This window comes from Streptomyces sp. XD-27 (assembly GCF_030553055.1).
In the GTDB taxonomy this organism is placed as follows: domain Bacteria; phylum Actinomycetota; class Actinomycetes; order Streptomycetales; family Streptomycetaceae; genus Streptomyces.
This window is the reverse complement of record NZ_CP130713.1, coordinates 6,095,286-6,118,399: the sequence shown is the minus strand read 5'-3', so window position 1 is coordinate 6,118,399 and position 23,114 is coordinate 6,095,286. Positions and strand designations below refer to the sequence as shown.

Genomic DNA, 23,114 nt, shown 5'->3' with positions numbered 1-23,114 from the left:
CGCTGTCCTGATCCGCCCGGTCGTGCGGCCGCCGTCCCGGCTGTCAGGGCGCGGGCACGGGCTGCGGCGGGGGCGGCCCGACGTACCGCGCCGCCGGGCGGATGATCTTGGGGTCCTCGGCCTGTTCCAGGATGTTGGCGCTCCAGCCGACGACGCGGGCGGCGCAGAAGGTGGGGGTGAACATCTCGCGCGGCAGCCCGCACAGCTCCATGACGACGCCCGCGTAGAACTCCACGTTGGTGTGCAGTTCGCGGCCGGGCTTGAGCTCGGCGAGGATCGCCTCCACCCGCTTCTCGACCTGGGTGGCGAGCGTGACCAGCGGGCCGCCGAACTCCTCGGCCGTCTCGCGCAGCATGCGCGAGCGCGGGTCCTCGGTGCGGTAGACCGCGTGTCCGAAGCCCATGATGCGCTCCCCCGCCAGGACCTGCCCGCGCACCCAGGAATCGATGCGGTCGGCGGTGCCGATGGCGTCGAGGGTGTCCAGGGCGCGGCTGGGGGCGCCGCCGTGCAGCGGGCCCGAGAGGGCCCCGACCGCGCCGACCAGGCAGGCGGCCAGGTCGGCGCCGGTGGAGGCGATCACGCGCGCGGTGAACGTCGAGGCGTTGAACCCGTGGTCGATCGTGGAGATCAGATACCGCTCGATCGCGCGCACCCGCTTCGGCTCCGGCTCGGCGCCGGTGAGCATGTGGAGGTAGTTCGCCGCGTACGGCAGGTCCTCGCGGGGCGGCACCGGCGGCAGCCCCTGCCCCAGCCGGTACAGCGCGGTGAGCAGGGTGGGGACGGCGGCGCAGGCCGCCAGCGCCTCGGCTCGGCGGGTCTCCGGGTCGATGTCGTACAGCGGGCGCAGACCGGCGGAGGCGCCCATCATCGACAGGGCGGTCCGCAGTCCCGCGAGCGGCCCCGAGCGGGCGCCGGCCCGGGCCAGCGCGGGCAGTACGGCCTCCACGTCGGCGGGCAGCCGCCGCAGGGCCGCGGTCTCGGCGGCGAAGGCCGCGCGCCGCTCGGCGTCCGGCAGCTCCCCGTGGAACATCAGATGCCAGACGTCTTCGAAGGTGCGGGTCCGGGCCAGTTCGATGGCCGAGTACTGGCGGTAGTGGTAGAAGCCCTCGCGCCCGCGCACGTCCCCGACCCGGGTGTCGGTGACGACGACGCCCGCGAGCCCGCGGGGTACGGCGATCGGGGCGTTGCTCTCCCTGGTCGGCATCTGCGTCCTCTTCTCGCTGCGTATGTTGATCTGAATGTCTATGCTTGATCAAAGAGTTGTCAATATTGATTGAATCAATGTGTACAGAGACGGATACGGTGTGACCCATGACGGATCAAGGGACGGATACGCCGCGGTTGAGCACTCGGGAGGCGGCGGAGCGGCTCGGGGTGAAACCGGAGACGGTGTACGCGTATGTGAGCCGTGGGCAGCTGACCAGCCGCCGGAACCCCGGCGGGCGCGGCAGCACGTTCGACGCCGCGGAGGTGGAGGCGCTCGCGCGGCGCAACAGGCGCGAGACCCGGGCCGGTGATGACGACGGCCCGATCGGCACCAGCATCACGCTGATCGAGAACGACCGCCACTACTACCGCGGCGTGGACTCCACCAAGCTCGCCGAGCGGTACGGCTACGAGGAGGTCGCCCAGTGGCTGTGGACGGGTGAGCTGCGGCCGGGCGTCCGGTTCACCGCGCACACCGAGACACTGGCGGCGGCGCGCCGCGCGGTGGCCGCCCTGCCCGCGCACAGCGGGCTCCTGGACCGGCTGCGCGTGGCCGCCATCGCCGCCGCGGCGGCCGATCCGCTCCGTTTCGAGCTGGAACGGTCGGCGGTCGTGGCCACCGCGCACGATCTGATCGCCACGCTGACCGACGTGCTGCCCGTGGTCGGCGAACCGGAGCCGTCCGACGCCCCGGTGGCGCGGCGGATGTGGACCCGGCTGACGACGCGGGCACCCGAGGAGTCCTGGCTGCGCGTGCTGGACAGTGCGCTGGTCCTGCTCATCGACCACGACCTGGCCGTCTCCACGGTGGCCGCGCGGGTCGCCGCCTCCGCCCAGGCCCATCCGTACGCCGTGGTCTCGGCGGGCCTGGGGGCACTCGATGGGCCGCTGCACGGCGGCGCGAGCGGCTTCGCGCACCGGATGCTGATGGACGCCGTCGAACGCGGAGGCGCGGCGGTCGTGGCGAGCCACCTGCGCGCCGGGCGCCGCGTACCGGGGCTGGGCCACAAGCTGTACCCGGGCGAGGACCCTCGCGCCCAGGCCCTCTTCACGCTGCTGGAGGACGTCCCGCAGGCCGCCGAGGCGCTGCGGGCGGCCCGGGAGATCGTCGCGACGATGGCCCGGCACGTCCCGCTGCACGCCAACGTGGACCTGGCGCTGGCCGTGCTGACGGTCGCCGCCGACATGCCGCAGGAAGCGGGCGAGACGGTCTTCGCGGTGGCGCGTACGGCGGGCTGGATCGCGCACGCGCTGGAGGAGTACGGCGAGCAGCCGCTGCGGATGCGGCCCGTGGGCCAGTACCGCGGCCCGCGCCCGCCCCAGCCCCCGCCCCTGGTCCCGCTGCCGTAGGCAGGAGGGGGCTCCGTGGCAGGTGGCGGACATCCACCGGCCGGGACCCGGTCCCGGCAACGCCTGGGCGGCGACGCGTACTTACCCCTGACAGCGAGGCGGCACAAGCTAGGTTAGGCTTACCTTCGTGAGCATGTGCGCGTCCGCCTCCCGCGACCTGTCCGAGCCGCTCGCCGGAACAGCGGCCGTCGCCCCCACCTGGCTGCTGATCGAGCAGTCCGGCCCCTGGGGCGCCGACGCCCTGACCGGCAGCCACCTCGACCCGGCGCTCGGCCGCGCCCTGGAACGGGCCACCCAGGGCACCGGGGTCCGGGTCGCGCTGATCCGCCGTCCCGGGCGGCACGCCGACTGCCACGTCCCGGCCCGGCACCGGGTCTTCGTCGCGCACACCCGGCCCGGCGGCTCCTGGATCCGTACCGCCTCCCTCACCGACCCCGTCCGCCTCATGGACCTGGATTTCGCCGCCCTCGGCGCGGGCGACGCCGCGGGCTTGCGGGACGGCTGGGAGCCCTACACCGGCGCGCCGCTGGTCCTGGTGTGCACCAACGGCAAGCGGGACCGCTGCTGCGCCCTGCTCGGCCGCCCGCTCGCCGCCGAGCTGGCCGCCTCCGGGGCCGACGGCACCTGGGAGATCACGCACATCGGCGGCCACCGCTTCTCCCCCACGCTCGTCGTGCTCCCGTACGGGTACGCGTACGGCCGGGCCACCGCCCACGCCGTCAAGGAGGTCGTCGAGGCCGTGCGGGACGGCCGCGTCGTGACCGACGGCTGCCGGGGCCGCTCCGCGTGGGAGCGGCCCGGCCAGGCCGCCGACCTCGCGGTCCGCGAGCTGACCGGCGAGACGGGGGCCGACGCGCTCACCGTCGTCCGCACCGAGGGGTCCGCACCGCTGTGGACGGTGACCGTGGCGCACGCCGACGGGCGGGAGTGGCACGTCTCGGTCGCCCAGGTCGCCGAGGAGCCCGCCCGCCCGCAGAGCTGCGGCGCGGCGCTGCTGGCTCCGGCCCGGATGGACGTGCTCGGCGTCCGCGCGGTGGCCGTCAGCCGGCGCTGACCCGGTTCCGCCCGTCACCGACCGAGGTCGCCGGGGCCTGACCAGGTCCGGTCCAGGCCCTGTGCGCTTACCCTTCGTACCCATGAGCGCTGCGAGACCCCGGGACCTGCGGGCCGCCACCCGATGGCGTATCGGCTGGCCCCGCCCGCGACGCGTGTTCTCGCAGGTCCTGCTGATGCAGCTGGCCGTCGTCGGCGGCGTCGCCGTGCTCGCGACCGGACTCTTCCTCGCCCCGCTGAGCGCTCAGCTCGACGACCAGGCCATGCGGCGGGCGCTGGCCATCGCGCAGACGACAGCCGCCGAACGCGGGCTCGCCGACGCCCTGCGGACAGCCTCGGGGCCCGACCCCGCGGGCCCGGTGCAGACCGAGGCGGAACGGATCCGCCGTACCACCGGCGCCGAGTACGTCGTGGTCATGGACCGGCGGGGCGTGCGCTGGTCCCACCCCTCCGCCGCCGAGATCGGCAAGCACGTCTCGACCGACCCCAGCCAGGTCCTGGCCGGCCGCGAGGTGATGCAGATCGACACCGGCACGCTCGGCAGGTCCGCGCGCGGCAAGGCCCCGCTGCGGGACGCCGACGGCACGGTCGTCGGCGCGGTCTCGGTCGGCATCGCGTACGAGAACGTCCGCGACCGGCTCATCGGCGCCGTACCCGGGCTGCTCGCCTACGCGGGCGGCGCGCTCGCCGTCGGCGCCGTCGCCGCGTACCTGGTCGCGCGCGGGCTCCGCCGCCGCACCCACGACCTGGCCTTCTCCGACATCTCCGCGCTGCTCGCCGAACGCGAGGCGATGCTGCACGGCATCCGCGAGGGCGTCGTCGCCCTCGACGCGCACAGCCGCATCCGGCTCGTCAACGACGAAGCGCAGCGGCTGCTGGACCTGCGGGCGGAGGACACCGGGCGGCCGCTGGACGAGGTGCTGCCGCCGGGCCGTACCGCCGATGTGCTCGCCGGCCGGGTCACCGGCGCCGACCTGCTCACGGTCAGCGGCGGCCGGGTGCTGGTCGCCAACCGCATGCCGACCGAGGACGGTGGGGCCGTGGCCACCCTGCGCGACCGCACCGAACTGGAGCAGCTCGGCCGCGAGCTGGACGGCACCCGCGGCCTGATCGACGCGCTGCGCGCCCAGGACCACGAGCACGCCAACCGGCTGCACACCCTGCTCGGCCTGCTCGAACTCGGGTTGCACGAGGAGGCCGTGGAGTTCGTGACCGAGGCCGTCGGGGTGCACCGCGCCACCGCCGAGCAGGTCACCGAGCGCATCCACGACCCGCTGCTCGCCGCGCTCCTCGTCGGCAAGGCCACGGTCGCGGCAGAGCGCGGGGTGTCCTTGCGGATCAGTACGGACACCCTGCTGCCGGACCGGGTGGTGGACCCACCGGGGCTGGTGACGGTCGTCGGCAACCTGGTGGACAACGCGCTGGACGCGGCCTCCGGCTCCCCCGACCCGTGGGTCGAGGTGGGGCTGACGGCCCGGGGCCGTACGGTCGTGCTGACGGTCGCCGACACCGGTCCCGGCGTCCCGGCCGACCGGCGCGACCTGGTCTTCACCGAGGGCTGGTCCACCAAGGAGCCGCCCGCGCACCGCAAGCGCGGCATCGGGCTGGCCCTGGTGCGCCGCCTCGCCGAGCGGCAGGGCGGCAGCGCCCGGGTGGACGGCCGCGACGGCGGGCCCGGCGCCCGGTTCACCGTCGTCCTGCCCGAGGCCCTGACCGAGGACACCGCCGTTCCGCTGACCCCGGCGGGAGAACGCCGATGATCGCCGTCCTGGTCGTCGACGACGACGTACGGGTGGCGCGTGTCAACGCCGCGTACGTCGAGAAGGTCCCCGGCTTCCGCGTCGCGGGCCAGGCGCACAGCGCCGCCGAGGCGCTGGCCTTCCTGGAGCGCACCGCGGTGGACCTGGTGCTGCTCGACCACTACCTGCCGGACGAGACGGGCCTGGCCCTGGTGCGGCGGCTGCGCCAGCTCGGCCACCACACCGACATCATCATGGTGACCGCGGCCCGCGACATCGCCACCGTGCGGGAGGCCATGCGGCACGGGGCGCTCCAGTACCTGGTCAAGCCGTTCACCTTCGCCGGGCTCCGTTCCAAACTCGACGCGTACGCCGCGCTGCGCCGCACCCTGGACGGCGGCGGCGAGGCCGAACAGGACCAGGTGGATCGCATCTTCGGCGCGCTCGGCGGCAGCTCGGCGGGCCCGGTCGAGCTGCCCAAGGGCCACTCCGCGCTGACCGCGGACCGGGTGCGCACCGCCCTGCGCGCCGCCGAAGGCCCGCTGTCCGCGCAGGAGGTGGCCGAGCGCTGCCGACTCAGCCGGCAGACCGCGCAGCGTTATCTCAAACTGCTGGAGCGGACGGGACGGGTCCGGCTCAGCCTCAGGTACGGCGAGACGGGGCGGCCCGAGCACCGGTACGAGTGGGTGTGAGGCGAGGCGCCGGTACGAGTCGGTGTGAGGCGACACCGCTACGAGTCGGTGTGCGGCGTCCGCCGGAGCACCGCGCCGGTCAGGCCGCGCCCGCGCCCGTCAGCGCCCGTACCTCCGTCTCCGCGTACCGGGCGGGATCGGCGCGCTCCGCCGAGGTGACCGTGCCCAGCCAGCCCGCCAGGAAGCCGAGCGGGATGGAGACCAGACCCGGGTTCCGCAGCGGGACGAGGTGGAAGTCCACGCCGGGGAGGAGCGCGTCCGGCGCACCGGAGACCACCGGGGACAGGGTCACCAGCAGCAGCGCCGGGACCAGCCCGCCGTACACCGCCCACACCGCGCCGCGCGCGGTGAACCGGTGCCAGAACAGCGCGTACAGCAGCACCGGCAGGTTGGCGGAAGCGGCGACGGCGAAGGCCAGCCCAACCAGGAACGCCACGTTCAGGTCCTGGGCGAGCAGCCCCAGCGCGATGGCCACCGCGCCCACGCCGACCGCCGCCAGCCGGGCGACCGCGACCTCACCGCGCGGCGCCCGCCCCGCCCTGCCCGGCCCGCGCCTGAGCGTGGCGTACAGGTCGTGCGCGACCGATGCCGAGGACGAAAGGGTGATCCCGGCGACCACCGCCAGGATGGTGGCGAAGGCGACGGCGGCGACGACCGCGAAGAGCACCGTGCCGCCGGTCGAGCCCGCGCCGCCGCCGAGGTCGAGCGCGAGGAGCGGCACCGCGGTGTTCCCCGAGGGGCTGGAGGCCCGTACCGCGTGGCTGCCGAGCACCGCGGCGGCGCCGAAGCCGAGCACGATCGTCATCAGGTAGAAGCCGCCGATGAGGCCGATGGACCAGACCACGGAGCGGCGGGCGGCGCGCGCGGTGGGCACGGTGTAGAAGCGCGACAGGATGTGCGGCAGCCCCGCGGTGCCGAGGACGAGCGCCAGGCCGAGGCTGATGAAGTCCAGCCGGGCGGTCAGGTCCCCGCCGTACTTCAGCCCGGGCGCCAGGAAGTCCCGGCCGTGGCCGCTGCGGTCCGCCGCGGTGGTCAGCAGCTCGGCCAGGTCGCCGTGGAAGCGCAGCAGCAGCACGGTGGTCAGCGCGATCGTGCCGCCCATGAGCAGCACGGCCTTGACGATCTGGATCCAGGTGGTGGCGCGCATCCCGCCCAGCGAGACGTAGACGACCATGAGGGCGCCGACGCCGACGACCGTCCAGGCGCGGGCCTGATGGCTGGTGCCGCCCAGCAGCAGGGCGACCAGGCTGCCCGCGCCGACCATCTGCGCGACGAGGTACAGGACGGAGACGGTCACCGAGGACGTCCCGGCGGCGATGCGCACCCGCCGCTCCCCCAGCCGCGCGGCCAGGACGTCGGCCAGGGTGAACCGGCCGCAGTTGCGGACCAGTTCGGCGACGAGCAGCAGGACGACCAGCCAGGCGACGAGGAAGCCGACGGAGTACAGCACCCCGTCGTAGCCGTAGAGCGCGATGAGGCCGGAGATGCCGAGGAAGGAGGCGGCGGACATGTAGTCGCCGGCGATGGCGAATCCGTTCTCCATCGGGGAGAACAGCCGCCCGCCCGCGTAGAACTCCTCGGGCGAGCCCTGCCGTTTGCGGCTCACCAAGGTGGTGATCGCCAACGTCAGCGCGACGAAGGCCAGGAAGAGCAGGAGCGCCAGGCCCTGGTGGTTTCCGGTCACCGGCGCCGCTCCCGTGCGCTCGTCTCCCGTGCCGTCATCTCCTGCGTCACCCAACGCAGTTCCAGCGCGAGACGGTCCCGGCGCAGCCGCGCGTGCCGGGCGTACGCCCACGTCAGCAGGAACGTGGTGGCGAACTGGGCGACGCCCGCGAGCATCCCGATGTTGAACGGGCCGGTGACCGGGCGCGCCATCAGGTCCGGTGCGCCGGTCGCGGCGATGACGTACCCCAGGTACCACGCGAGGAAGGCGATCGCGGCGGGCAGCGCGAAGCGGCGGTACCGGCGGCGTACCTCCTGGAAGTCGGCGCCGGCGTGCACCCGCTGGTAGACGTCGGCACCCGCGGCGGGCGGCTCGTCGGGTTCCCCGGCCTCGCCGCGGCCGGAGGCCAGCGTGTCGTACCAGGGGTCGCCCAGCCGAACCGTTCCGGCGTGGAACTCGTCCTGCCCGTCGTCGTTGTCCACCCGTGTTCTCCTTGGCTCCGCGGCGCGTTGCCGCGGAGCCAAGAATGGACAGAGCAGGAAGATCCCGGACGGTTCGCCCGGAAGGTTCACACCATCAGGTGACAGACACCCGAGAACCGGCCCGCCGGGCAGCCTTTACGTCAGGCGTCGATCCGCGACCGGTCCAAGGTGGCCGCGGAGTTCGTGATGAACTCCTTGCGCGGCGCGACCTCGTTGCCCATCAGCAGGTCGAAGGCCTGCTCAGCGGCCTCCAGGTCGCTGATGTTGATCCGCCGCAGGGTGCGGTGGCGCGGGTCCATGGTCGTCTCGGCCAGCTGGTCGGCGTCCATCTCACCGAGGCCCTTGTAGCGCTGGATGCTGTCCTTGAAGCGGACGTTGCGGCGCTGGAGGTCCAGCAGGGTCTCCTGGAGCTCCCCGTCGGAGTAGGTGTAGACGTACTTGTCCTGCCCCTTCTTGGGGTTGATCAGCTCGATGCGGTGCAGTGGCGGCACGGCCGAGAAGACCCGCCCCTGCTCGACCATCGGCCGCATGTAGCGCTGGAAGAGGGTCAGCAGCAGGCACCGGATGTGCGCGCCGTCGACATCGGCGTCAGCGAGGAAGATGACCTTGCCGTAGCGCGCCTGGTCGATGTCGAAGGTCCGGCCGGACCCGGCCCCTATGACCTGGATGATGGCTCCGCACTCGGCGTTCTTGAGCATGTCCGAGACGGACGACTTCTGTACGTTGAGGATCTTGCCGCGGATGGGCAGCAGCGCCTGGAACTCGGAGTTCCGCGCGAGCTTGGCGGTGCCGAGCGCCGAGTCGCCCTCGACGATGAACAGTTCGCTGCGGTCCACGTCGTCGCTGCGGCAGTCGGCGAGCTTCGCGGGCAGCGACGAGGACTCCAGCGCGGTCTTGCGGCGCTGCGCCTCCTTGTGCTGGCGGGCCGCGATCCGCGTACGGGCGGCGGCCACGACCTTCTCCAGCACCGCCCGTGCCTGCTGCTTGGCGTCCCGCTTGGTCGAGGTCAGGAAGGTCTTGAGCTCCTTGGCGACCACGTTCGCGACGATCCGGGAGGCGGCCGAGGTGCCCAGCACCTCCTTGGTCTGGCCCTCGAACTGCGGCTCGGCCAGCCGGACGGTGACGACGGCGGTCAGGCCCTCCATCGCGTCGTCCTTGACGACGTCGTCCTCGGCGACCCGCAGCAGCTTGGCGGAGCGCAGCACCTCGTTGACCGTCCGGGTGATAGCCCGCTCGAAGCCGGCGACGTGGGTGCCGCCCTTGGGCGTGGCGATGATGTTGACGAAGGACTTGACCGCGGTGTCGTAGCCGGTGCCCCAGCGCAGCGCGATGTCGACGCCGAGTTCCCGGGTGACCTCGGTGGGCGTCATGTGGCCGCGGTCGTCCAGGACCGGGACCGTCTCCTTGAACGTGCCCTGCCCGGTGAGCCGCAGCACGTCGCAGACGGCCTTGTCCTGGGCCAGGTAGTCGCAGAACTCGCTGATCCCGCCGTCGTAGCGGAAGGTCTCCTCGGCCGGCCCCTCTTGCCCCTCCAGGGCCCTCTGGTCCCGTACGACGATGGTGAGGCCGGGCACCAGGAAGGCGGTCTGGCGGGCGCGCGCGTGCAGCGTCTCCAGGGAGAGCTTGGCGTCCTTGAGGAAGATCTGCCGGTCGGCCCAGTAGCGGACCCGGGTGCCGGTGCGGGTCTTGGGCACCCGCTTGCCCTTGAGCAGCCCGTTCGCCGGGTCGAAGGGCGCGTCCGGGCCGGACTCGGTGAAGATGCCGGGGACGCCGCGCCGGAAGCTGATCGAGTGGGTCTTGCCGTAGCGGTCCACCTCGACGTCGAGGCGGGCGGACAGGGCGTTGACGACGGACGCGCCGACGCCGTGCAGACCGCCGGAGGCCGCGTACGAGCCGCCGCCGAACTTGCCGCCGGCGTGCAGCTTGGTCATCACGACCTCGACACCGGACAGGCCGGTCTTGGGCTCGACGTCGACCGGGATGCCGCGGCCGTTGTCCCGGACCTCCACCGAGCCGTCCTCGTGCAGGATGACGTCGATGCGGTCGCAGCAGCCGCCGAGCGCCTCGTCGACGGAGTTGTCGATGATCTCCCAGAGGCAGTGCATCAGGCCGCGGCTGTCGGTCGAGCCGATGTACATGCCGGGGCGCTTGCGCACCGCCTCGAGCCCTTCGAGGACGAGCAGGTGCCGCGCGGTGTAGTTGGATCCGCCCCGGTCTGCTCCGGTCAGCAGCGCAGTGGACGGCACGGACGTGTCGGCGGTCACGCGGTTCGCTCCTCGCTGAATTTCTGGATGGCCCGACTCCGGGCACGATGTGGCTGGGTCGCCGGTGAGAGCGTACCGAGGCCTGATAGAGCCTCTGTGCCGCCACCCATGAGAACGTCCATGCTAGTCGAGATCTTCCCCACTTCGCTCACACGTTCGAGCGCCTCGGGGGCTGCCGCAAACATCACGTTCCTTTTCAGGCATGAACCATTTAGGCTCCGGGCACGTCCTCATGCACAACCGGCAACCCGGCCGGGAGGACAAAGACCGACAAGCGACGCGAAACCGTAAACCAAGGCAATACGGCTCATTCGCCGCCAACCGTCAGCAACCGTCCATTCGGAAGAAACTTTCGAGGAAAAGCCGCGAGCGGGAACGTTTTCGGCCTGGTTGGATGTTGACCCTGGTACGACAGCTCGTCGAGCTAGAGAAGAGGCGACGTGACTACTGTTCTGACCCCCGCGAGCCCGCTGACGGCCGCCGACCGCTGCGACCGCTGCGGCGCCCAGGCCTACCTGCGCGTCGTCCTGACGAGCGGTGGCGAGCTGCTCTTCTGCGCCCACCATGGACGTAAGTTCGAGCCGGAACTCAAGAAGATCGCCGCCGAGATACAGGACGAGACGGAGCGGCTCACCACCCTCCCGGCGTCTGCGTCCGACGACGAACGCTGACATATCGCGCCCAAACGACGAGCGGACCGGCCCTGCGCCGGATCACGGGCGGCTGTCCCGAAAGCGGGACGGCCGCCCGTCCTCGTACGCGGCTGCCGTCCTCGCCTACCGTGAGGCACAGGCGGACACCGAGTGACATGAGGTGGGATGCCGAGCGGCAGAGCCGGAAGCGCCCTCAGGGCCTCGTTCAGGCGCTGACGCGCCGCTGGCTCACCTGTGTGCGGCGATCATCGGCGCCGCCGCTGAGATCCGCGTATAGACGCCGGGACTGCCGGCCCGGCCGCACCCGCTGCCCCAGGACACCAGGCCGATCAGGCGCCCCTGAGCGACCAGCGGCCCCCCGCTGTCACCCTGGCAGGCGTCCTGGCCGCCCGACGGCCGCCCGGCGCACACCATCGACCTGGCGTCATAGACGCCCTCCGCCCCCTCCACGCCCCTGGGGTAGGCCTGGCGGCACATGGCGTCGTCCAGCACCTGCACCTCCGCCGCTCGCAGCGTCGCGGAGTAGGCCCCGGTGCCCGCGGTGTCGCCCCAGCCGTAGACCGCGGCCGGGGTGCCCGGCTGGTAGGCGCTGTCGCCCCGGTACGCCATCGGCACCACGGAGCTCTTGGGCATCGCGCCCTCGACGGTGAGCACCGCCACGTCCCCGGAGTTGGTCTCGGGGGTGTAGCCGGGATTGACCCACACCTTCCGTACGCGCAACTCCTGGCCGCTGTTCCCGCCCAGGTCCCCCCGGCCGGCCACCACCCGCAGGTCCCGCACCTCACTCCACGGCACGCCGAGCACCCCGCGCCCCATGCAGTGCGCCGCCGTGAGCACCGTCGTACGGGAGACGGCGACGCCGCCGCAGAACTGACCGGAGCGCTCGATCCCGAACCGGCTGTGGCTGGCGAGCGCGACCGTCCACGGCGCGTCCGCGATACGCACCGGATGTCCGCCGACCACGGCCCGCCCCGCGACGGACGCGGGGGCTGGAGCAGCGACCAGCAGCGCTAAGGCGCCGGTGAGAGCCACGACGGGGGCCGCGGCGAGCGAACGGCGCCGGATGCGCATACTGCCTCCTGACCGATCGGAGCGACGTGCCCACCTAGCGTCACCCAGTACGGTCGCGTCCGCATCCGGAAGCGAAAAGAAAGCGAGCAGCGCGAAGGCCGAGCCCCCGGAGGGGACCCGGCCTTCGAACGATCTGGCGCCGGCCGTTCACCCACACGGGGCCACGGCCGACCAACCGACCCGATCAGTCCAGGTAGTCGCGCAGGACCTGGGAGCGGGACGGGTGGCGCAGCTTCGACATGGTCTTCGACTCGATCTGGCGGATGCGCTCACGCGTCACGCCGTAGACCTTGCCGATCTCGTCCAGGGTCTTCGGCTGGCCGTCGGTGAGGCCGAAGCGCATGGAGACCACGCCGGCCTCGCGCTCGGAGAGGGTGTCGAGCACCGAGTGCAGCTGCTCCTGCAGAAGCGTGAAGCTCACCGCGTCGGCGGGGACGACGGCCTCGGAGTCCTCGATGAGGTCACCGAACTCGCTGTCGCCGTCCTCGCCCAGCGGCGTGTGCAGGGAGATCGGCTCGCGACCGTACTTCTGGACCTCGATGACCTTCTCCGGGGTCATGTCGAGCTCCTTGGCCAGCTCCTCCGGGGTGGGCTCGCGGCCCAGGTCCTGGAGCATCTGGCGCTGGACACGCGCGAGCTTGTTGATGACCTCGACCATGTGCACCGGGATACGGATGGTGCGCGCCTGGTCGGCCATCGCGCGGGTGATCGCCTGCCGGATCCACCAGGTGGCGTAGGTGGAGAACTTGTAGCCCTTGGTGTAGTCGAACTTCTCGACCGCGCGGATCAGACCGAGGTTGCCCTCCTGGATCAGGTCCAGGAAGAGCATGCCGCGGCCGGTGTAGCGCTTGGCCAGCGAGACCACCAGTCGGAGGTTGGCCTCCAGCAGGTGGTTCTTGGCGCGGCGGCCGTCCTCGGCGATGATCTCCAGCTCGCGCTTGAGCTTGGGGGCGAGCTTGTCGGAGTTGGCGAGCTTGTCCTCGGCGAACAGGCCGGCCTCGATGCGCTTGGCGAGCTCGACCTCCTGCTCGGCGTTGAGCAGCGGGACCTTACCGATCTGCTTGAGGTAGTCCTTGACCGGGTCGGCGGTGGCGCCGGCCGCGGCGACCTGCTGCGCGGGGGCGTCGTCCTCGTCCTCGTCGGAGAGCACGAAGCCCTGGCTCTCGCCCTCGCCCTCGGACTCGGCGCCCGGCTTGCCGGGGCCCGCGGTCTCCTCGATCAGCTCCTCGCCCTCGAGCAGCTCGTCGGCGTCCTTCTTGGAGGCGGTCTTCTTGGCCGTGGCCTTCTTCGCGACGGTCTTCTTCGCCGTCGCCTTCTTGGCCGTGGTCTTCTTCGCGACGGCCTTCTTCGCGGGCGATGCCGTGGCGTCGTCTTCCGCGTCGGTGCCGACCCCGGCCGGGGCGGCGGCGGCCTTCTTGGTGGTGACCGTCTTGGCCGTGACGGTCTTGGTGGCGGTGCGCTTCGCCGGACTCTTCGCTGCGACGCTCTTGCGGGTGCGCTTGGGCGCCTCTGCGGCACTGACCATCAGCGTCACACCCTCCTCGTCGAGGATCTGGTTGAGGCTGCGCAGAACGTTCTTCCACTGGGTTGGCGGAATCTGGTCAGCCTCGAAGGCCCGACGCACGTCATCGCCGGCGATCTGCCCATCAGCCTTTCCCCGCTCGATGAGCGCCATGACAGACTCGGACTCGGCGATCTCCGGCGGGAGCGTACGGGATGTGCTGGCCGACACGAACAACCTCTCGGAATGATGGGGAACGGCTTCCGGCCCCGTCCGTGGAGGACCGGAGCCGACGACCACCGGCAGGGATGAACCGGTGGCGCGAGCGGCAGTGCAGGGGACTACAGCGTCACGAGCGACGTCTGTATTCCCACCGCGGCTACCACCTCTTTAGTCATCGCACTGCTGCAAAGAGCGTTACGCCCAATCCTCGTGGCCCGAGTCACACCACAAAGCAGTACGAATGCCGATAGAAGCGGACAGATCACAGTGCGTCGCCGAATCTTCGGAGCCGGTCGGAGCCGGCCTCCGGAGATCCGGCGACGCCGCCCCGTGTTCATGTCCGTTCCGCGTGGCCGGTGGGTCAGTGCTCACGCGGTGCTGGCACCACGCGCTCGACCTCAGGGTGGACGGTGAGCAGTTGACGCATCGCGGCCTCGGCCGCCGCGGCGTCGCCCGAACCGACGGCGTCGACGATGCGGCGGTGGTGTCCGACGCCGGCCTCGGTGGGCCGGTCGCAGCCGGTGACCGGCCCCCCGGAGACATGGAGGGCGGAGGCGACGATGCCCGCGAGGTGCTCCAGCATGCGGTTGCCCGCGACCTGGAGGAGCAGCGTGTGGAACTCGGCGTCGGCGCGGGAGAAGGTCAGGGCGTCCCCCTGCGCCAGTGCGTGCGCCATGATCTCCACCATGTCGGCGAGCCGCTGCTGGACCTCCTCACGGCCGTGCCCGGCGGCGAGGCGGGCGGCCAGCGGCTCGATGGTCCAGCGCAGCTCGCACAGCTCGCGGCGCTGGTCGTCGCGCTGCGGGCCGAACGCCCGCCACTCGATGATGTCGGGGTCCAGCAGGTTCCAGTCGCTGACCGGCCGGACCCGGGTGCCGACGTTGGGCCGCGCGCTGACCAGGCCCTTGGCCTCCAGTACGCGGAGTGATTCGCGGACGACGGTCCGGGAGACCTCGAAGCGCTGGCCGATCTCCTCGGGTACGAGCGGACGATCGGCACCCAGGTCACCGGAGACGATCATCTGGCCCAGTTGCTGGACGAGTTGGCCGTGCAGGCCGCGGCCTCGATTGCCGGCGGCACGCCGCCCCACGCGGCCGATCTCCGCGTCGGCGCCGTCCCAGGAGGGGGCGCTGCCGCGGTCGGCGCCGGGGGCGTCGGGGTAGGAGTAGCGGTCTAGCTCGCCCGGGCCGGCGAGGCCGGATTCGGCTGGGCGAGCCGCGGTCATCGTGGTGTGCGCAAGGGTACTCACGCATCCTTTGTCGGCGACACCTCGGAGACCCTTAGGGTCTTTGGTGAAAAGCACACGAAAGGGTGATCGCGCATTACCTCACAATTGACGTCCAACCGGACAGAAATCGCCACGCTGCGGGGAGTTGCGGGCACGCTGGGCAACGGACGCGCGGACGGCGAGGCGCTTCGCGGCCCGGCGGCGCGCGGCCGGGGATACACGTCACCACGCTAGCTCGATTTATCCGTATTTCCTGTTAAGCATAGGTCACGCTGAGGGCGTGTCAGACCTCGGGGCGCAGCATCGGAGGATTGAGCAGCGTCGCGCCTCCGGCCCGGAACAGCTGGGCGGGGCGGCCGCCCTGACGGGTCGTCGTCCCTCCGGTCGGCACCAGGAAGCCCGGGGTTCCGGTCACCTTGCGATGGAAGTTGCGCGGGTCCAGGACCACTCCCCACACCGCCTCGTAGACCCGGCGCAGCTCGCCCACGGTGAACTCCCGCGGGCAGAACGCCGTGGCCAGCGACGAGTACTCGATCTTCGAGCGGGCGCGTTCGACGCCGTCCGCGAGGATGCGGGCGTGGTCGAAGGCGAGCGGTGCCGCCGCCTCTCCGTCGCGGCTGAACGCCCCGTCCTGGTCGAGCAGCGACTCCACCGGCGCCCAGCGCACGCTGTGCGCGTCACCGCCGGGGCGCGGCGCGGGCAGGTCGGGGGCGAGTGCCAGGTGCGCGACGCTGACCACACGCATGCGGGGGTCGCGCTTGGGGTCACCGTAGGTCGCGAGCTGTTCGAGGTGGGCGGCGTTGGGCGGCGCGGGGAGGGAGGGATCGTGGGCGAGCAGCCCCGTCTCCTCCGCGAGCTCTCTCGCGGCGGCCGCCGCGAGATCCTCGTCGGCCCGCACGAATCCACCGGGCAGCGCCCACCGCCCTTGGAAGGGCGGCTCACCGCGGCGGACGGCCAGCGCGCACAGCGCGTGCCGCCGCACGGTGAGCACGACCAGATCGACGGTGACGGCGAAGGGCGGGAAGGCCGACGGGTCGTAGGGCATGAAGTGATCATAGTCGTCTGCCTGACGATAAACAGGCTCTTGGCCATGACGGGCCGGGTCCGTGGGACCGCTCCCGCCCGGTCGTGCCGGCACTGCGGCACGACGGGGCCGGAACCGTCGCGGGGCCCGTCTCGACTGGTCCGCTGCCGGCAGGTGCCGTCACCGGCGGCCGCCGGCTCCCCGGTGCCCCGCCCGGCGCCGCGTCCGCGGCCTGGCTTCGGGCCGGCGCCCGTCACGACCGCCGCGCGGGCCTCCCGGTCCGCAGGGCGTCGGCCGCCCGGACCGGGCCGCGCGAGCGCCGCGCCTGCGCGCGGCCCTTTCCCCTGCTCCGCCGCCCGCATCTGTTCCAGCCCCGTCGGCCGGGGCTTCGGCGACATCTGTTCCAGCCCTGTCGGCCGGTGCTTCGGCGACACCGGTGGAGGCACCGGCCGCAGAACTGTTCATGGAGACGTCGGCGGGGGCGTCAGGCGCCTCGGGACCGCTCGCCGCGACGTCGGCGTCCGGCGCGGACGCCATGCCCGATCCGCGCGCCAGTTCCTCGTGGATGGCGGCGTGGACCGCCTGATCCGCACGCGCCCGCCGCAGGCACCGCCGCAGCGGCTCGGGGTCGAGTCCCTCGTTGCACGCCTCGTGCAGCATCTTGGCGAACAGGTAGTTCGGATCGGCGCGCAGGGCGCGGCCGAGCGCGACCCTGGCGGAGGGCTCGTCCCCCGATGACCAGGCCACCCAGCCGGCGAGGGTGAGCGGCACGGCGGCATGCTCGACGTAGGCCCCGACGCAGCGCCGGGCCAATGCTCGCCAGAGCCGCAGCGCCGGTTCCGCGTCCGCGCCTTCCATCCACTCCGCCGCGCGGTCGCGCGTGACCCGGTCCTGCAGCCCGATGATCACGGCCGCCGCCTCACCGGGGTCGAGAAGGCGGTCGTCGTGGAGGTCGGCGGCGGCCGTGTCGGCGATCGGCACGGCCGCGCGGAACCGCTCCAGCATCCGCCGCAGCAGCACGAGCGTCTCCTCCCGCACGGCGGCGGAGTCGGCGTCCCCCAGGATGCGGGGCAGCAGCGCCTCGCCCGCCGTCTCCAGCGCTTCCTCCTGCTCCGCGGCCCGCGGTGCGGCGAGCGGGGCAAGGCGGGCCTCCATCTCCCGCAGCGACCCGCGCACCCTGATCCCCGCGTACGCCGCCGCGGCAGCCATCACCGACGTTCCGGGAATGCCCAGCGGCGTGCCCTCCGCCGGACAGCAGCGCTGGTCGGGGCAGCAGTAGGACCAGAAGCGGCCGCCGGAGACGCACAGTGCCTCGAAGACCGGCACCTCGTGCGTACCGCAGGCCGTGCGCAGGAGCTGGGCCAGCGGCCGCAGCCGCTCCATCACGTCCTGCCCGGACTCGTCCGCGGCCGGGTCCTGGCGCAGGAAGACGATGATGCCGTCGGGCCGTGACCCGCGCCGCTCACCCCCGGTCACCAGGCACTCGGCGAGTTGGTCGCTGACCTCGGGCCAGTCGTCGCGGGCTTCGGGGATGCCCAGCCTGAGCCGCCCGCCGAAGCGGCCCTCCGGGCCGTGCAGGGCGACCAGGACGATGCTGTCGTCCGGGTGGAACCCGACCAAGTACGGCAGGGCGTCGGCGAGTTCGGCCGGGCTGCGGAGGGTGACCTGCTCGTGGTCGGAGGGGCTGGCGAATGCGTCGTTTTTCGTCATGGCCAGAAGGTCTCGTGATCAAGCCGATCTCGCCACCCCTGTGGAAAAACGTCTTTCCACAGCCTCGCGGACCTCGGTCGCGCGATGTCGGTGGCATCGGGTTGCATGGGGGGATGAGCAACGAAGATCTGCGTGCCTCGGCCGACCACGTCCTCGCCCGCCTCGTCGGGGACCCCTCCGGTGCCGCCCGGCTCCGGGAGGACCAGTGGCGTGCGGTGGAGGCGCTGGTCGCCGAGCGCCGCCGGGCCCTGGTCGTGCAGCGCACCGGCTGGGGCAAGTCCGCGGTGTACTTCGTCGCCACCGCCCTGCTGCGCGAGCGCGGCAGCGGCCCCACTGTGATCGTCTCACCGCTCCTGGCGCTGATGCGCAACCAGGTGGACGCCGCCGCGCGGGCCGGTATCCACGCGCGCACGATCAACTCCGCCAACCCGGAGGAGTGGGACACCATCCAGGCCGAGGTGGCCGCGGGCGAGGTGGATGTGCTGCTGGTCAGCCCCGAGCGGCTGAACAATCCCGACTTCCGCGACCAGGTGCTGCCCAAGCTCGCCGCCGCCACCGGCCTGCTGGTCGTCGACGAGGCGCACTGCATCTCGGACTGGGGCCATGACTTCCGGCCGGACTACCGCAGACTGCGCACGATGCTCGCCGACCTGCCGCCCGGCGTTCCGGTGCTGGCGACGACCGCCACCGCCAACGCGCGGGTCACCGCCGACGTCGCCGACCAGCTGGGCACCGGCGGGCACGAGGGGGACGGTGACGGGTCCGGTCCGGCGCTCGTCCTGCGCGGGGCGCTGGAGCGCGAAAGCCTGAGCCTGTCGGTGCTCCGGCTGCCCGACGCCGCACACCGCCTCGCGTGGCTCGCCGACCATCTCGACGCGCTGCCGGGCTCCGGGATCGTGTACACGCTCACGGTCGCCGCGGCCGAGGAGGTCACCGCCTATCTGCGCCGATGCGGCCACACCGTCTCCTCGTACACGGGACGGACGGAGAACGCGGACCGGCAGCAGGCGGAGGAGGATCTGCTCGCCAACCGCGTCAAGGCGCTCGTCGCCACCTCGGCACTCGGCATGGGGTTCGACAAGCCGGATCTCGGCTTCGTGGTCCACCTGGGGTCGCCGTCCTCCCCCATCGCCTACTACCAGCAGGTGGGGCGCGCCGGGCGCGGCGTGGAGCACGCCGAGGTGCTGCTGCTGCCCGGCCGTGAGGACGAGGCGATCTGGCAGTACTTCGCCTCGCTCGCGTTCCCGTCCGAGGAGCAGGTACGGCGGACCTTGGACGTCCTCGCGGCGTCCGACCGCCCGGTGTCGCTGCCCGCGCTCGAACCGCGGGTCGACCTGCGCCGGTCGCGCCTGGAGATCATGCTCAAGGTGCTCGACGTGGACGGAGCCGTGCGCCGGGAGCGCGGCGGCTGGACCGCGACCGGCCGACCCTGGGCCTATGACGCGCAGCGATACGCCTGGGTGGCGCGCCAGCGGGAACTGGAACAGCAGGCCATGCGGGACTACACCAACACGACCGGGTGCCGGATGGAGTTCCTGCGACGGCAGCTGGACGACGAGACGGCGGCGCCCTGCGGGCGCTGCGACAACTGCGCGGGGGCCCGCTTCACCGCCGAGGTGTCGGCCACCGCCCTGGACGCGGCACGCGGTGAACTGGGGCGGCCGGGCGTCGAGGTGGAGCCGCGCCGGATGTGGCCCACCGGGCTGCCGGCCGTGGGTGTCGACCTCAAGGGCCGCATTCCGGCGGGTGAACAGGCCGCTCCCGGCCGGGCTCTGGGCCGGCTCTCCGACATCGGCTGGGGCAACCGGCTGCGTCCGCTGCTCTCCGCGCAGGCACCGGACGGCCCGGTGCCCGACGATGTCGCGGACGCCGTCGTGACCGTGCTCGCGGACTGGGCGAAGGGCTCCGGCGGCTGGGCCTCGGGCGCTCCGGATGCTCCGGCCCGCCCGGTCGGAGTCGTCACACTCGACTCGTACAAGCGGCCGCGGCTGATCCGGTCACTCGGCGAACGGATCGCGGCCATCGGGCGGATGCCGCTGCTGGGCACGGTCACGTACGCGGAGGGCGAGCTGGGCGCGCCGGTCTCCCGGAGCAACAGCGCGCAGCGGGTCCGGGCGCTGCACGGGGCGCTGACCGTGCCGCCCGAGCTGCGGGCCGCGCTCGCCCAGGCGGCCGGACCGGTGCTGCTGGTGGATGATCTGGCCGATTCGGGCTGGACGTTGGCGGTCGCTGCCCGGCTCCTGCGCCGGGCCGGAGCCGGGGAGGTGTTTCCGCTGGTCCTGGCAGTGCAGGCGTGACGCACTGGTGCGGCCGCCGGGTCGGGAGGAATATTGGCGGCGCACCGCCCTATACCGGTCAGCGGCGCCAATTGCTCGTTGCCGCAAGCCGGCAGGGCGACGAGAATTGTCAGTGCTCCCCACCCCGCTTCGCTCGCGGCCTCGCTGGAGCTGTGCTGTGGCGTGCGCCCCCGTGCCCGGCACACTGCGCGATCCGTGGGCGCGCAGACGAAGGGAGGACCGTGACCCTCGGCTCCGTTCCGCCGCCCGCCACTGATTCCGTGTCCCGGCTGGGCCGGATGCTCGAACCGGCCGAGTGGGCCGACGCGGGCATCCCCTTGCTGCGCAATCCCCGTGAGGTGGTCACCGGCCTCCACGCGCGCCATCTGCCGACCCCCTCGACGGCCGTCGTCGCGGTGCTCGGCCCGGACGAACGGCTGGCGGCCAGCGCCTCGTTCGCCCACCGGGCCAGGGCCGCCGACGGCTGGGAGTTCCGCAACGCGCTCCTTGAGCAGCTGCGTCGGATCATCCCGCACGACCTGCGCCGCCGTACGCCGGTGCGTACGGCCGTGCTGCTCTACTGCCGTGACGGCGACGACCGGTGGACCGAGGAGGACGGCGCGTGGATGTGGGGGCTCCGCGACGCCTGCACCCTGCACGGGCTGCGCTGCGGGGCGTACATCACGCTCACGCCCGGCGGCTGGCAGGTGCTGGGCGACGGGCGTACCGGCCGAAGGCCGAACTCGGCCTCGTGCCAGGGCTGGCAGCACCCCGTGGCGCCGGGCGCCGCGGACCATGCGGGTCCGGGCGCGCTGACGCGCTCGGGCGGGGGCGCGCCGGACGCGCTGCGGCGCACAGCCGCCCGGTGACGGGCGGCCCCGGCAGGGGCCGCCCGTCACCGGGCGTACGGTCAGCGGCGGCGGGCAGCAGGTTCAGACGCCGGCGCCCATGAGCGCGTTGATGCGCTGCGGATCACCGCAGACGATCAGCAGCGCCCCGGCCCGGGACATGGCCTGCGGGAGCGCACGGGCAACGGCGTCGTCCGCGCCTCCGTTGACGGCCACGACCACGACCGGGCGGCCGGTGGCCCGGCCGGCTTCGGCGGCGGCGTAGAAGACGTCGTCTCCGGAGTCGTGCTGGGCCCAGTACGACTGCTCGCCGAAGGACAGCTCGTGGGCCGCCCACGGGTGCTGGCCTCCGGTCGTCAGGACCAGGATGTCGCCGGGCGCGCGGCCGGAGTCCAGCAGCAGGTCTACGGCCTCGTCTGCGGCGTCCAGCGCCCCCTCCGCCGGAGCGGGGATGAGCTGGATCTGCGGAGCGGACGAAGCGCTCTCGGTGGACGGCACGGGGCCGGCCTGATCGCTCGCCGCACGCTGCGACGGGGGCATGGCCGGGCCGCGGTTCGGGCCTGGGGTACCTGGCCGCCGCGGGGCGGGCCGGGGGCCGGGACCGGGGACAGGGCGGGGGTCGGCACGGTGCGGCCTGCGGCCGGCGTCGCGCGGGGACCCGGGACACTCTCGTGAATCTGAGGCTCCTCGGGATGAGAGGCATGAGGTGATATCTATCAAACGTCGGTGCGAGTCGCATCGGCGGGTGGCGGAAAAGTCCGCTCAGAAGTCGAAGCCGAGTTGGCCGCCGGCTTCCATCGCAGCGGTTTCAGGGACGCTGCGGCCCTGCTTGAGGTGCCGCCAGCGCGGCAGGTTGTCCAGATAGGACCAGGACAGACGGTGGTGCGGGGTGGGTCCCAGCTCCGCCAGCGCCGCGCGGTGCACCGGCGAAGGGTATCCGGCGTTGTCACCGAAGCAGAATTCCCGGTGGTCCGAGCCCAGTTCGGCCATCATCGCGTCCCGCCGGACCTTGGCGATCACGGAGGCCGCGGCGACGACCACACAGCTCTGGTCGCCCTTGATCACCGTACGTACCCGCCAGGGCGCGCCGAGGTAGTCGTGCTTGCCGTCGAGGATCACCGCGTCGGGACGCATCGGCAGCGCGTCGAGGGCCCGGGTGGCGGCCAGGCGCAGCGCGGCGGTCATCCCCAGGTCGTCGATCTCGCGCGGCGAGGCGTGACCGAGCGCGTAGGCGGTGAGCCAGGGCTCCAGTTCGCGGACCAGTTCAAGGCGCCGCTTGACGGTCAGCAGCTTGGAGTCGGTGAGCCCCACGGGCGGGCGGCGCAGTCCGGTGACGGCCGCGCAGACGGTGACCGGCCCGGCCCAGGCACCGCGTCCGACCTCGTCGATTCCGGCGACGACGCGTGCTCCCGTGGTGGCGCGGAGCGAGCGCTCGACGCTGTGAGTGGGCGGTTCGTACGGCATGGCATCAACCACATTACGCGGCCGCCTCAGGCGCCGTGCACCCGGAGCAGGGGCAGCAGGACGCGGTCGACGATCTCCACCGCGTCGCCGGAGGTCAGTTCGCCGGCGGAGACCTTCGCGCGGTACATCATCAGGGCCGGTACGACGTCCTCGACCATGCCGCCCTCCGCGTCCGGCCGGACCTCGCCGCGTTCGATGCCCTCGCGGACGATCTCGCGGAAGGTCCGCTTCCCGGGGGCGAGCACCGCGCCGTGGATCAGTTCGGTGAAGCGCTTCACGGCGCCGTGGTCGCACTCGTGGATCACGGCGCGCAGCGCGATGCCGGCGGGCGAGTACATCGCGGCGAGCATGGAGCGGCAGAAGCTGAGCAGGTCCGCGCGGAGGCTGCCCAGGCCGGGCGGTTCAAGGGGTCGGGGAGCCCCGCCCGGAGCGCGTCCAGGACCAGGTCCTCCTTGGAGGGCCACCGGCGGTAGACCGCGGCCTTGCCGGTCCGGGCGCGAGCGGCGACCCCCTCCATGGTGAGCCCGCGCCAGCCGACCGCGCTCAGCTGGTGGAGCGCGGCGGCGAGGATCGCGCGCTCCAGTACGGGGCCGCGGCGGCGCGCGACCGGCGGCAGCGCATCTGCGCCTGACCGACCCGAACTGACCATGTTTCTCTCTCCGTTGTGT

General features: G+C 72.8%; 17 protein-coding genes and 2 pseudogenes. 7 read left to right on the top strand and 12 right to left on the bottom strand.

Annotated elements, in window-relative coordinates; all coding sequences use genetic code 11:
* Positions 1–43: 43 nt before the first annotated feature.
* Positions 44–1,204: a citrate synthase gene (locus tag Q3Y56_RS26660; RefSeq protein ID WP_304464347.1), complete on the bottom strand. Its 1,161-nt coding sequence runs from the start codon at positions 1,202–1,204 to the stop codon at positions 44–46.
* A gap of 107 nt (positions 1,205–1,311) precedes the next feature.
* Between Q3Y56_RS26660 and Q3Y56_RS26655 the strand changes: the two genes are divergently transcribed.
* From Q3Y56_RS26655 to Q3Y56_RS26640, 4 genes are all read left to right on the top strand, one after another.
* A complete protein-coding gene (locus tag Q3Y56_RS26655) occupies positions 1,312–2,556 on the top strand; it encodes a citrate synthase (RefSeq protein WP_304464346.1) in 1,245 nt (414 codons plus the stop codon).
* Positions 2,557–2,683: 127 nt separating this feature from the next.
* Complete coding sequence (locus Q3Y56_RS26650) at positions 2,684–3,610, top strand: sucrase ferredoxin (RefSeq protein ID WP_304464345.1); 927 nt, start codon at positions 2,684–2,686, stop codon at positions 3,608–3,610.
* A gap of 82 nt (positions 3,611–3,692) precedes the next feature.
* Positions 3,693–5,369, top strand: a complete 1,677-nt coding sequence (locus Q3Y56_RS26645) for a sensor histidine kinase (RefSeq protein ID WP_304464344.1) — start codon at positions 3,693–3,695, stop codon at positions 5,367–5,369.
* Entirely contained in the window at positions 5,366–6,040 is a 675-nt protein-coding gene (locus tag Q3Y56_RS26640) for a response regulator (RefSeq protein WP_304464343.1), read from the top strand. Before Q3Y56_RS26645 ends, Q3Y56_RS26640 begins: the two co-directional genes overlap by 4 nt.
* 79 nt (positions 6,041–6,119) lie before the next feature.
* On the opposite strand, the gene Q3Y56_RS26635 is transcribed toward Q3Y56_RS26640, so the two are convergent.
* From Q3Y56_RS26635 to Q3Y56_RS26625, 3 genes are all read right to left on the bottom strand, one after another.
* Entirely contained in the window at positions 6,120–7,724 is a 1,605-nt protein-coding gene (locus Q3Y56_RS26635; RefSeq protein ID WP_304464342.1) for a cation acetate symporter, read from the bottom strand.
* The gene (locus Q3Y56_RS26630) at positions 7,721–8,185 is read right to left on the bottom strand and encodes a DUF485 domain-containing protein (RefSeq protein ID WP_304464341.1); all 465 of its coding nucleotides are present in this window, start codon (positions 8,183–8,185) and stop codon (positions 7,721–7,723) included. The genes Q3Y56_RS26635 and Q3Y56_RS26630 overlap by 4 nt, the downstream gene beginning before the upstream one ends.
* A gap of 140 nt (positions 8,186–8,325) precedes the next feature.
* Positions 8,326–10,449 (bottom strand): type IIA DNA topoisomerase subunit B, encoded by a 2,124-nt coding sequence (locus Q3Y56_RS26625; protein WP_304464340.1) that lies wholly within the window; start codon positions 10,447–10,449, stop codon positions 8,326–8,328.
* 440 nt (positions 10,450–10,889) lie between these two features.
* Here Q3Y56_RS26625 and Q3Y56_RS26620 point away from each other — a divergent pair, with 440 nt between their 5' ends.
* Positions 10,890–11,120, top strand: coding sequence for a hypothetical protein (locus tag Q3Y56_RS26620; protein ID WP_304464339.1), 231 nt, complete (start codon positions 10,890–10,892; stop codon positions 11,118–11,120).
* Positions 11,121–11,330: 210 nt separating this feature from the next.
* Here Q3Y56_RS26620 and Q3Y56_RS26615 read toward each other — a convergent pair whose 3' ends face one another.
* From Q3Y56_RS26615 to Q3Y56_RS26595, 5 genes are all read right to left on the bottom strand, one after another.
* Entirely contained in the window at positions 11,331–12,173 is an 843-nt protein-coding gene (locus tag Q3Y56_RS26615) for a trypsin-like serine protease (RefSeq protein ID WP_304464338.1), read from the bottom strand.
* 184 nt (positions 12,174–12,357) lie between these two features.
* On the bottom strand, positions 12,358–13,905 hold the full coding sequence (locus tag Q3Y56_RS26610) for an RNA polymerase sigma factor (protein ID WP_304464337.1): 1,548 nt from the start codon (positions 13,903–13,905) through the stop codon (positions 12,358–12,360).
* A gap of 352 nt (positions 13,906–14,257) precedes the next feature.
* Positions 14,258–15,145, bottom strand: a complete 888-nt coding sequence (locus Q3Y56_RS26605; protein WP_304464336.1) for a FadR/GntR family transcriptional regulator — start codon at positions 15,143–15,145, stop codon at positions 14,258–14,260.
* 262 nt (positions 15,146–15,407) lie between these two features.
* A complete protein-coding gene (locus tag Q3Y56_RS26600; RefSeq protein WP_304464335.1) occupies positions 15,408–16,169 on the bottom strand; it encodes an NUDIX domain-containing protein in 762 nt (253 codons plus the stop codon).
* A gap of 159 nt (positions 16,170–16,328) precedes the next feature.
* Complete coding sequence (locus Q3Y56_RS26595; protein ID WP_304464334.1) at positions 16,329–17,858, bottom strand: DUF4192 domain-containing protein; 1,530 nt, start codon at positions 17,856–17,858, stop codon at positions 16,329–16,331.
* A gap of 113 nt (positions 17,859–17,971) precedes the next feature.
* On the opposite strand from Q3Y56_RS26595, the gene Q3Y56_RS26590 reads away from it, so the two are divergent.
* Together Q3Y56_RS26590 and Q3Y56_RS26585 are read left to right on the top strand one after the other, a co-directional pair.
* Positions 17,972–20,155, top strand: a complete 2,184-nt coding sequence (locus Q3Y56_RS26590) for a RecQ family ATP-dependent DNA helicase (protein WP_304464333.1) — start codon at positions 17,972–17,974, stop codon at positions 20,153–20,155.
* Positions 20,156–20,433: 278 nt separating this feature from the next.
* Complete coding sequence (locus Q3Y56_RS26585; protein ID WP_304465814.1) at positions 20,434–21,003, top strand: hypothetical protein; 570 nt, start codon at positions 20,434–20,436, stop codon at positions 21,001–21,003.
* A gap of 63 nt (positions 21,004–21,066) precedes the next feature.
* Here Q3Y56_RS26585 and Q3Y56_RS26580 read toward each other — a convergent pair.
* The 3 genes and pseudogenes from Q3Y56_RS26580 to Q3Y56_RS26570 form a co-directional block, all read right to left on the bottom strand.
* Positions 21,067–21,695, bottom strand: a pseudogene (locus Q3Y56_RS26580) (hypothetical protein).
* A gap of 49 nt (positions 21,696–21,744) precedes the next feature.
* Entirely contained in the window at positions 21,745–22,446 is a 702-nt protein-coding gene (locus Q3Y56_RS26575; protein ID WP_304464332.1) for a ribonuclease HII, read from the bottom strand.
* Positions 22,447–22,472: 26 nt separating this feature from the next.
* Positions 22,473–23,095 (bottom strand): annotated as a pseudogene (locus tag Q3Y56_RS26570) (TetR/AcrR family transcriptional regulator).
* Positions 23,096–23,114: the final 19 nt, after the last annotated feature.

Coding starts and splice junctions, on each gene's coding strand:
- Q3Y56_RS26660 (WP_304464347.1), bottom strand. CDS start 1,204: ATGCCGACCAGGGAGAGCAACGCCCCGATCGCCGTACCCCGCGGGCTC.
- Q3Y56_RS26655 (WP_304464346.1), top strand. CDS start 1,312: ATGACGGATCAAGGGACGGATACGCCGCGGTTGAGCACTCGGGAGGCG.
- Q3Y56_RS26645 (WP_304464344.1), top strand. CDS start 3,693: ATGAGCGCTGCGAGACCCCGGGACCTGCGGGCCGCCACCCGATGGCGT.
- Q3Y56_RS26640 (WP_304464343.1), top strand. CDS start 5,366: ATGATCGCCGTCCTGGTCGTCGACGACGACGTACGGGTGGCGCGTGTC.
- Q3Y56_RS26615 (WP_304464338.1), bottom strand. CDS start 12,173: ATGCGCATCCGGCGCCGTTCGCTCGCCGCGGCCCCCGTCGTGGCTCTC.
- Q3Y56_RS26600 (WP_304464335.1), bottom strand. CDS start 16,169: ATGCCCTACGACCCGTCGGCCTTCCCGCCCTTCGCCGTCACCGTCGAT.
- Q3Y56_RS26595 (WP_304464334.1), bottom strand. CDS start 17,858: ATGACGAAAAACGACGCATTCGCCAGCCCCTCCGACCACGAGCAGGTC.
- Q3Y56_RS26590 (WP_304464333.1), top strand. CDS start 17,972: ATGAGCAACGAAGATCTGCGTGCCTCGGCCGACCACGTCCTCGCCCGC.
- Q3Y56_RS26585 (WP_304465814.1), top strand. CDS start 20,434: ATGCTCGAACCGGCCGAGTGGGCCGACGCGGGCATCCCCTTGCTGCGC.
- Q3Y56_RS26575 (WP_304464332.1), bottom strand. CDS start 22,446: ATGCCGTACGAACCGCCCACTCACAGCGTCGAGCGCTCGCTCCGCGCC.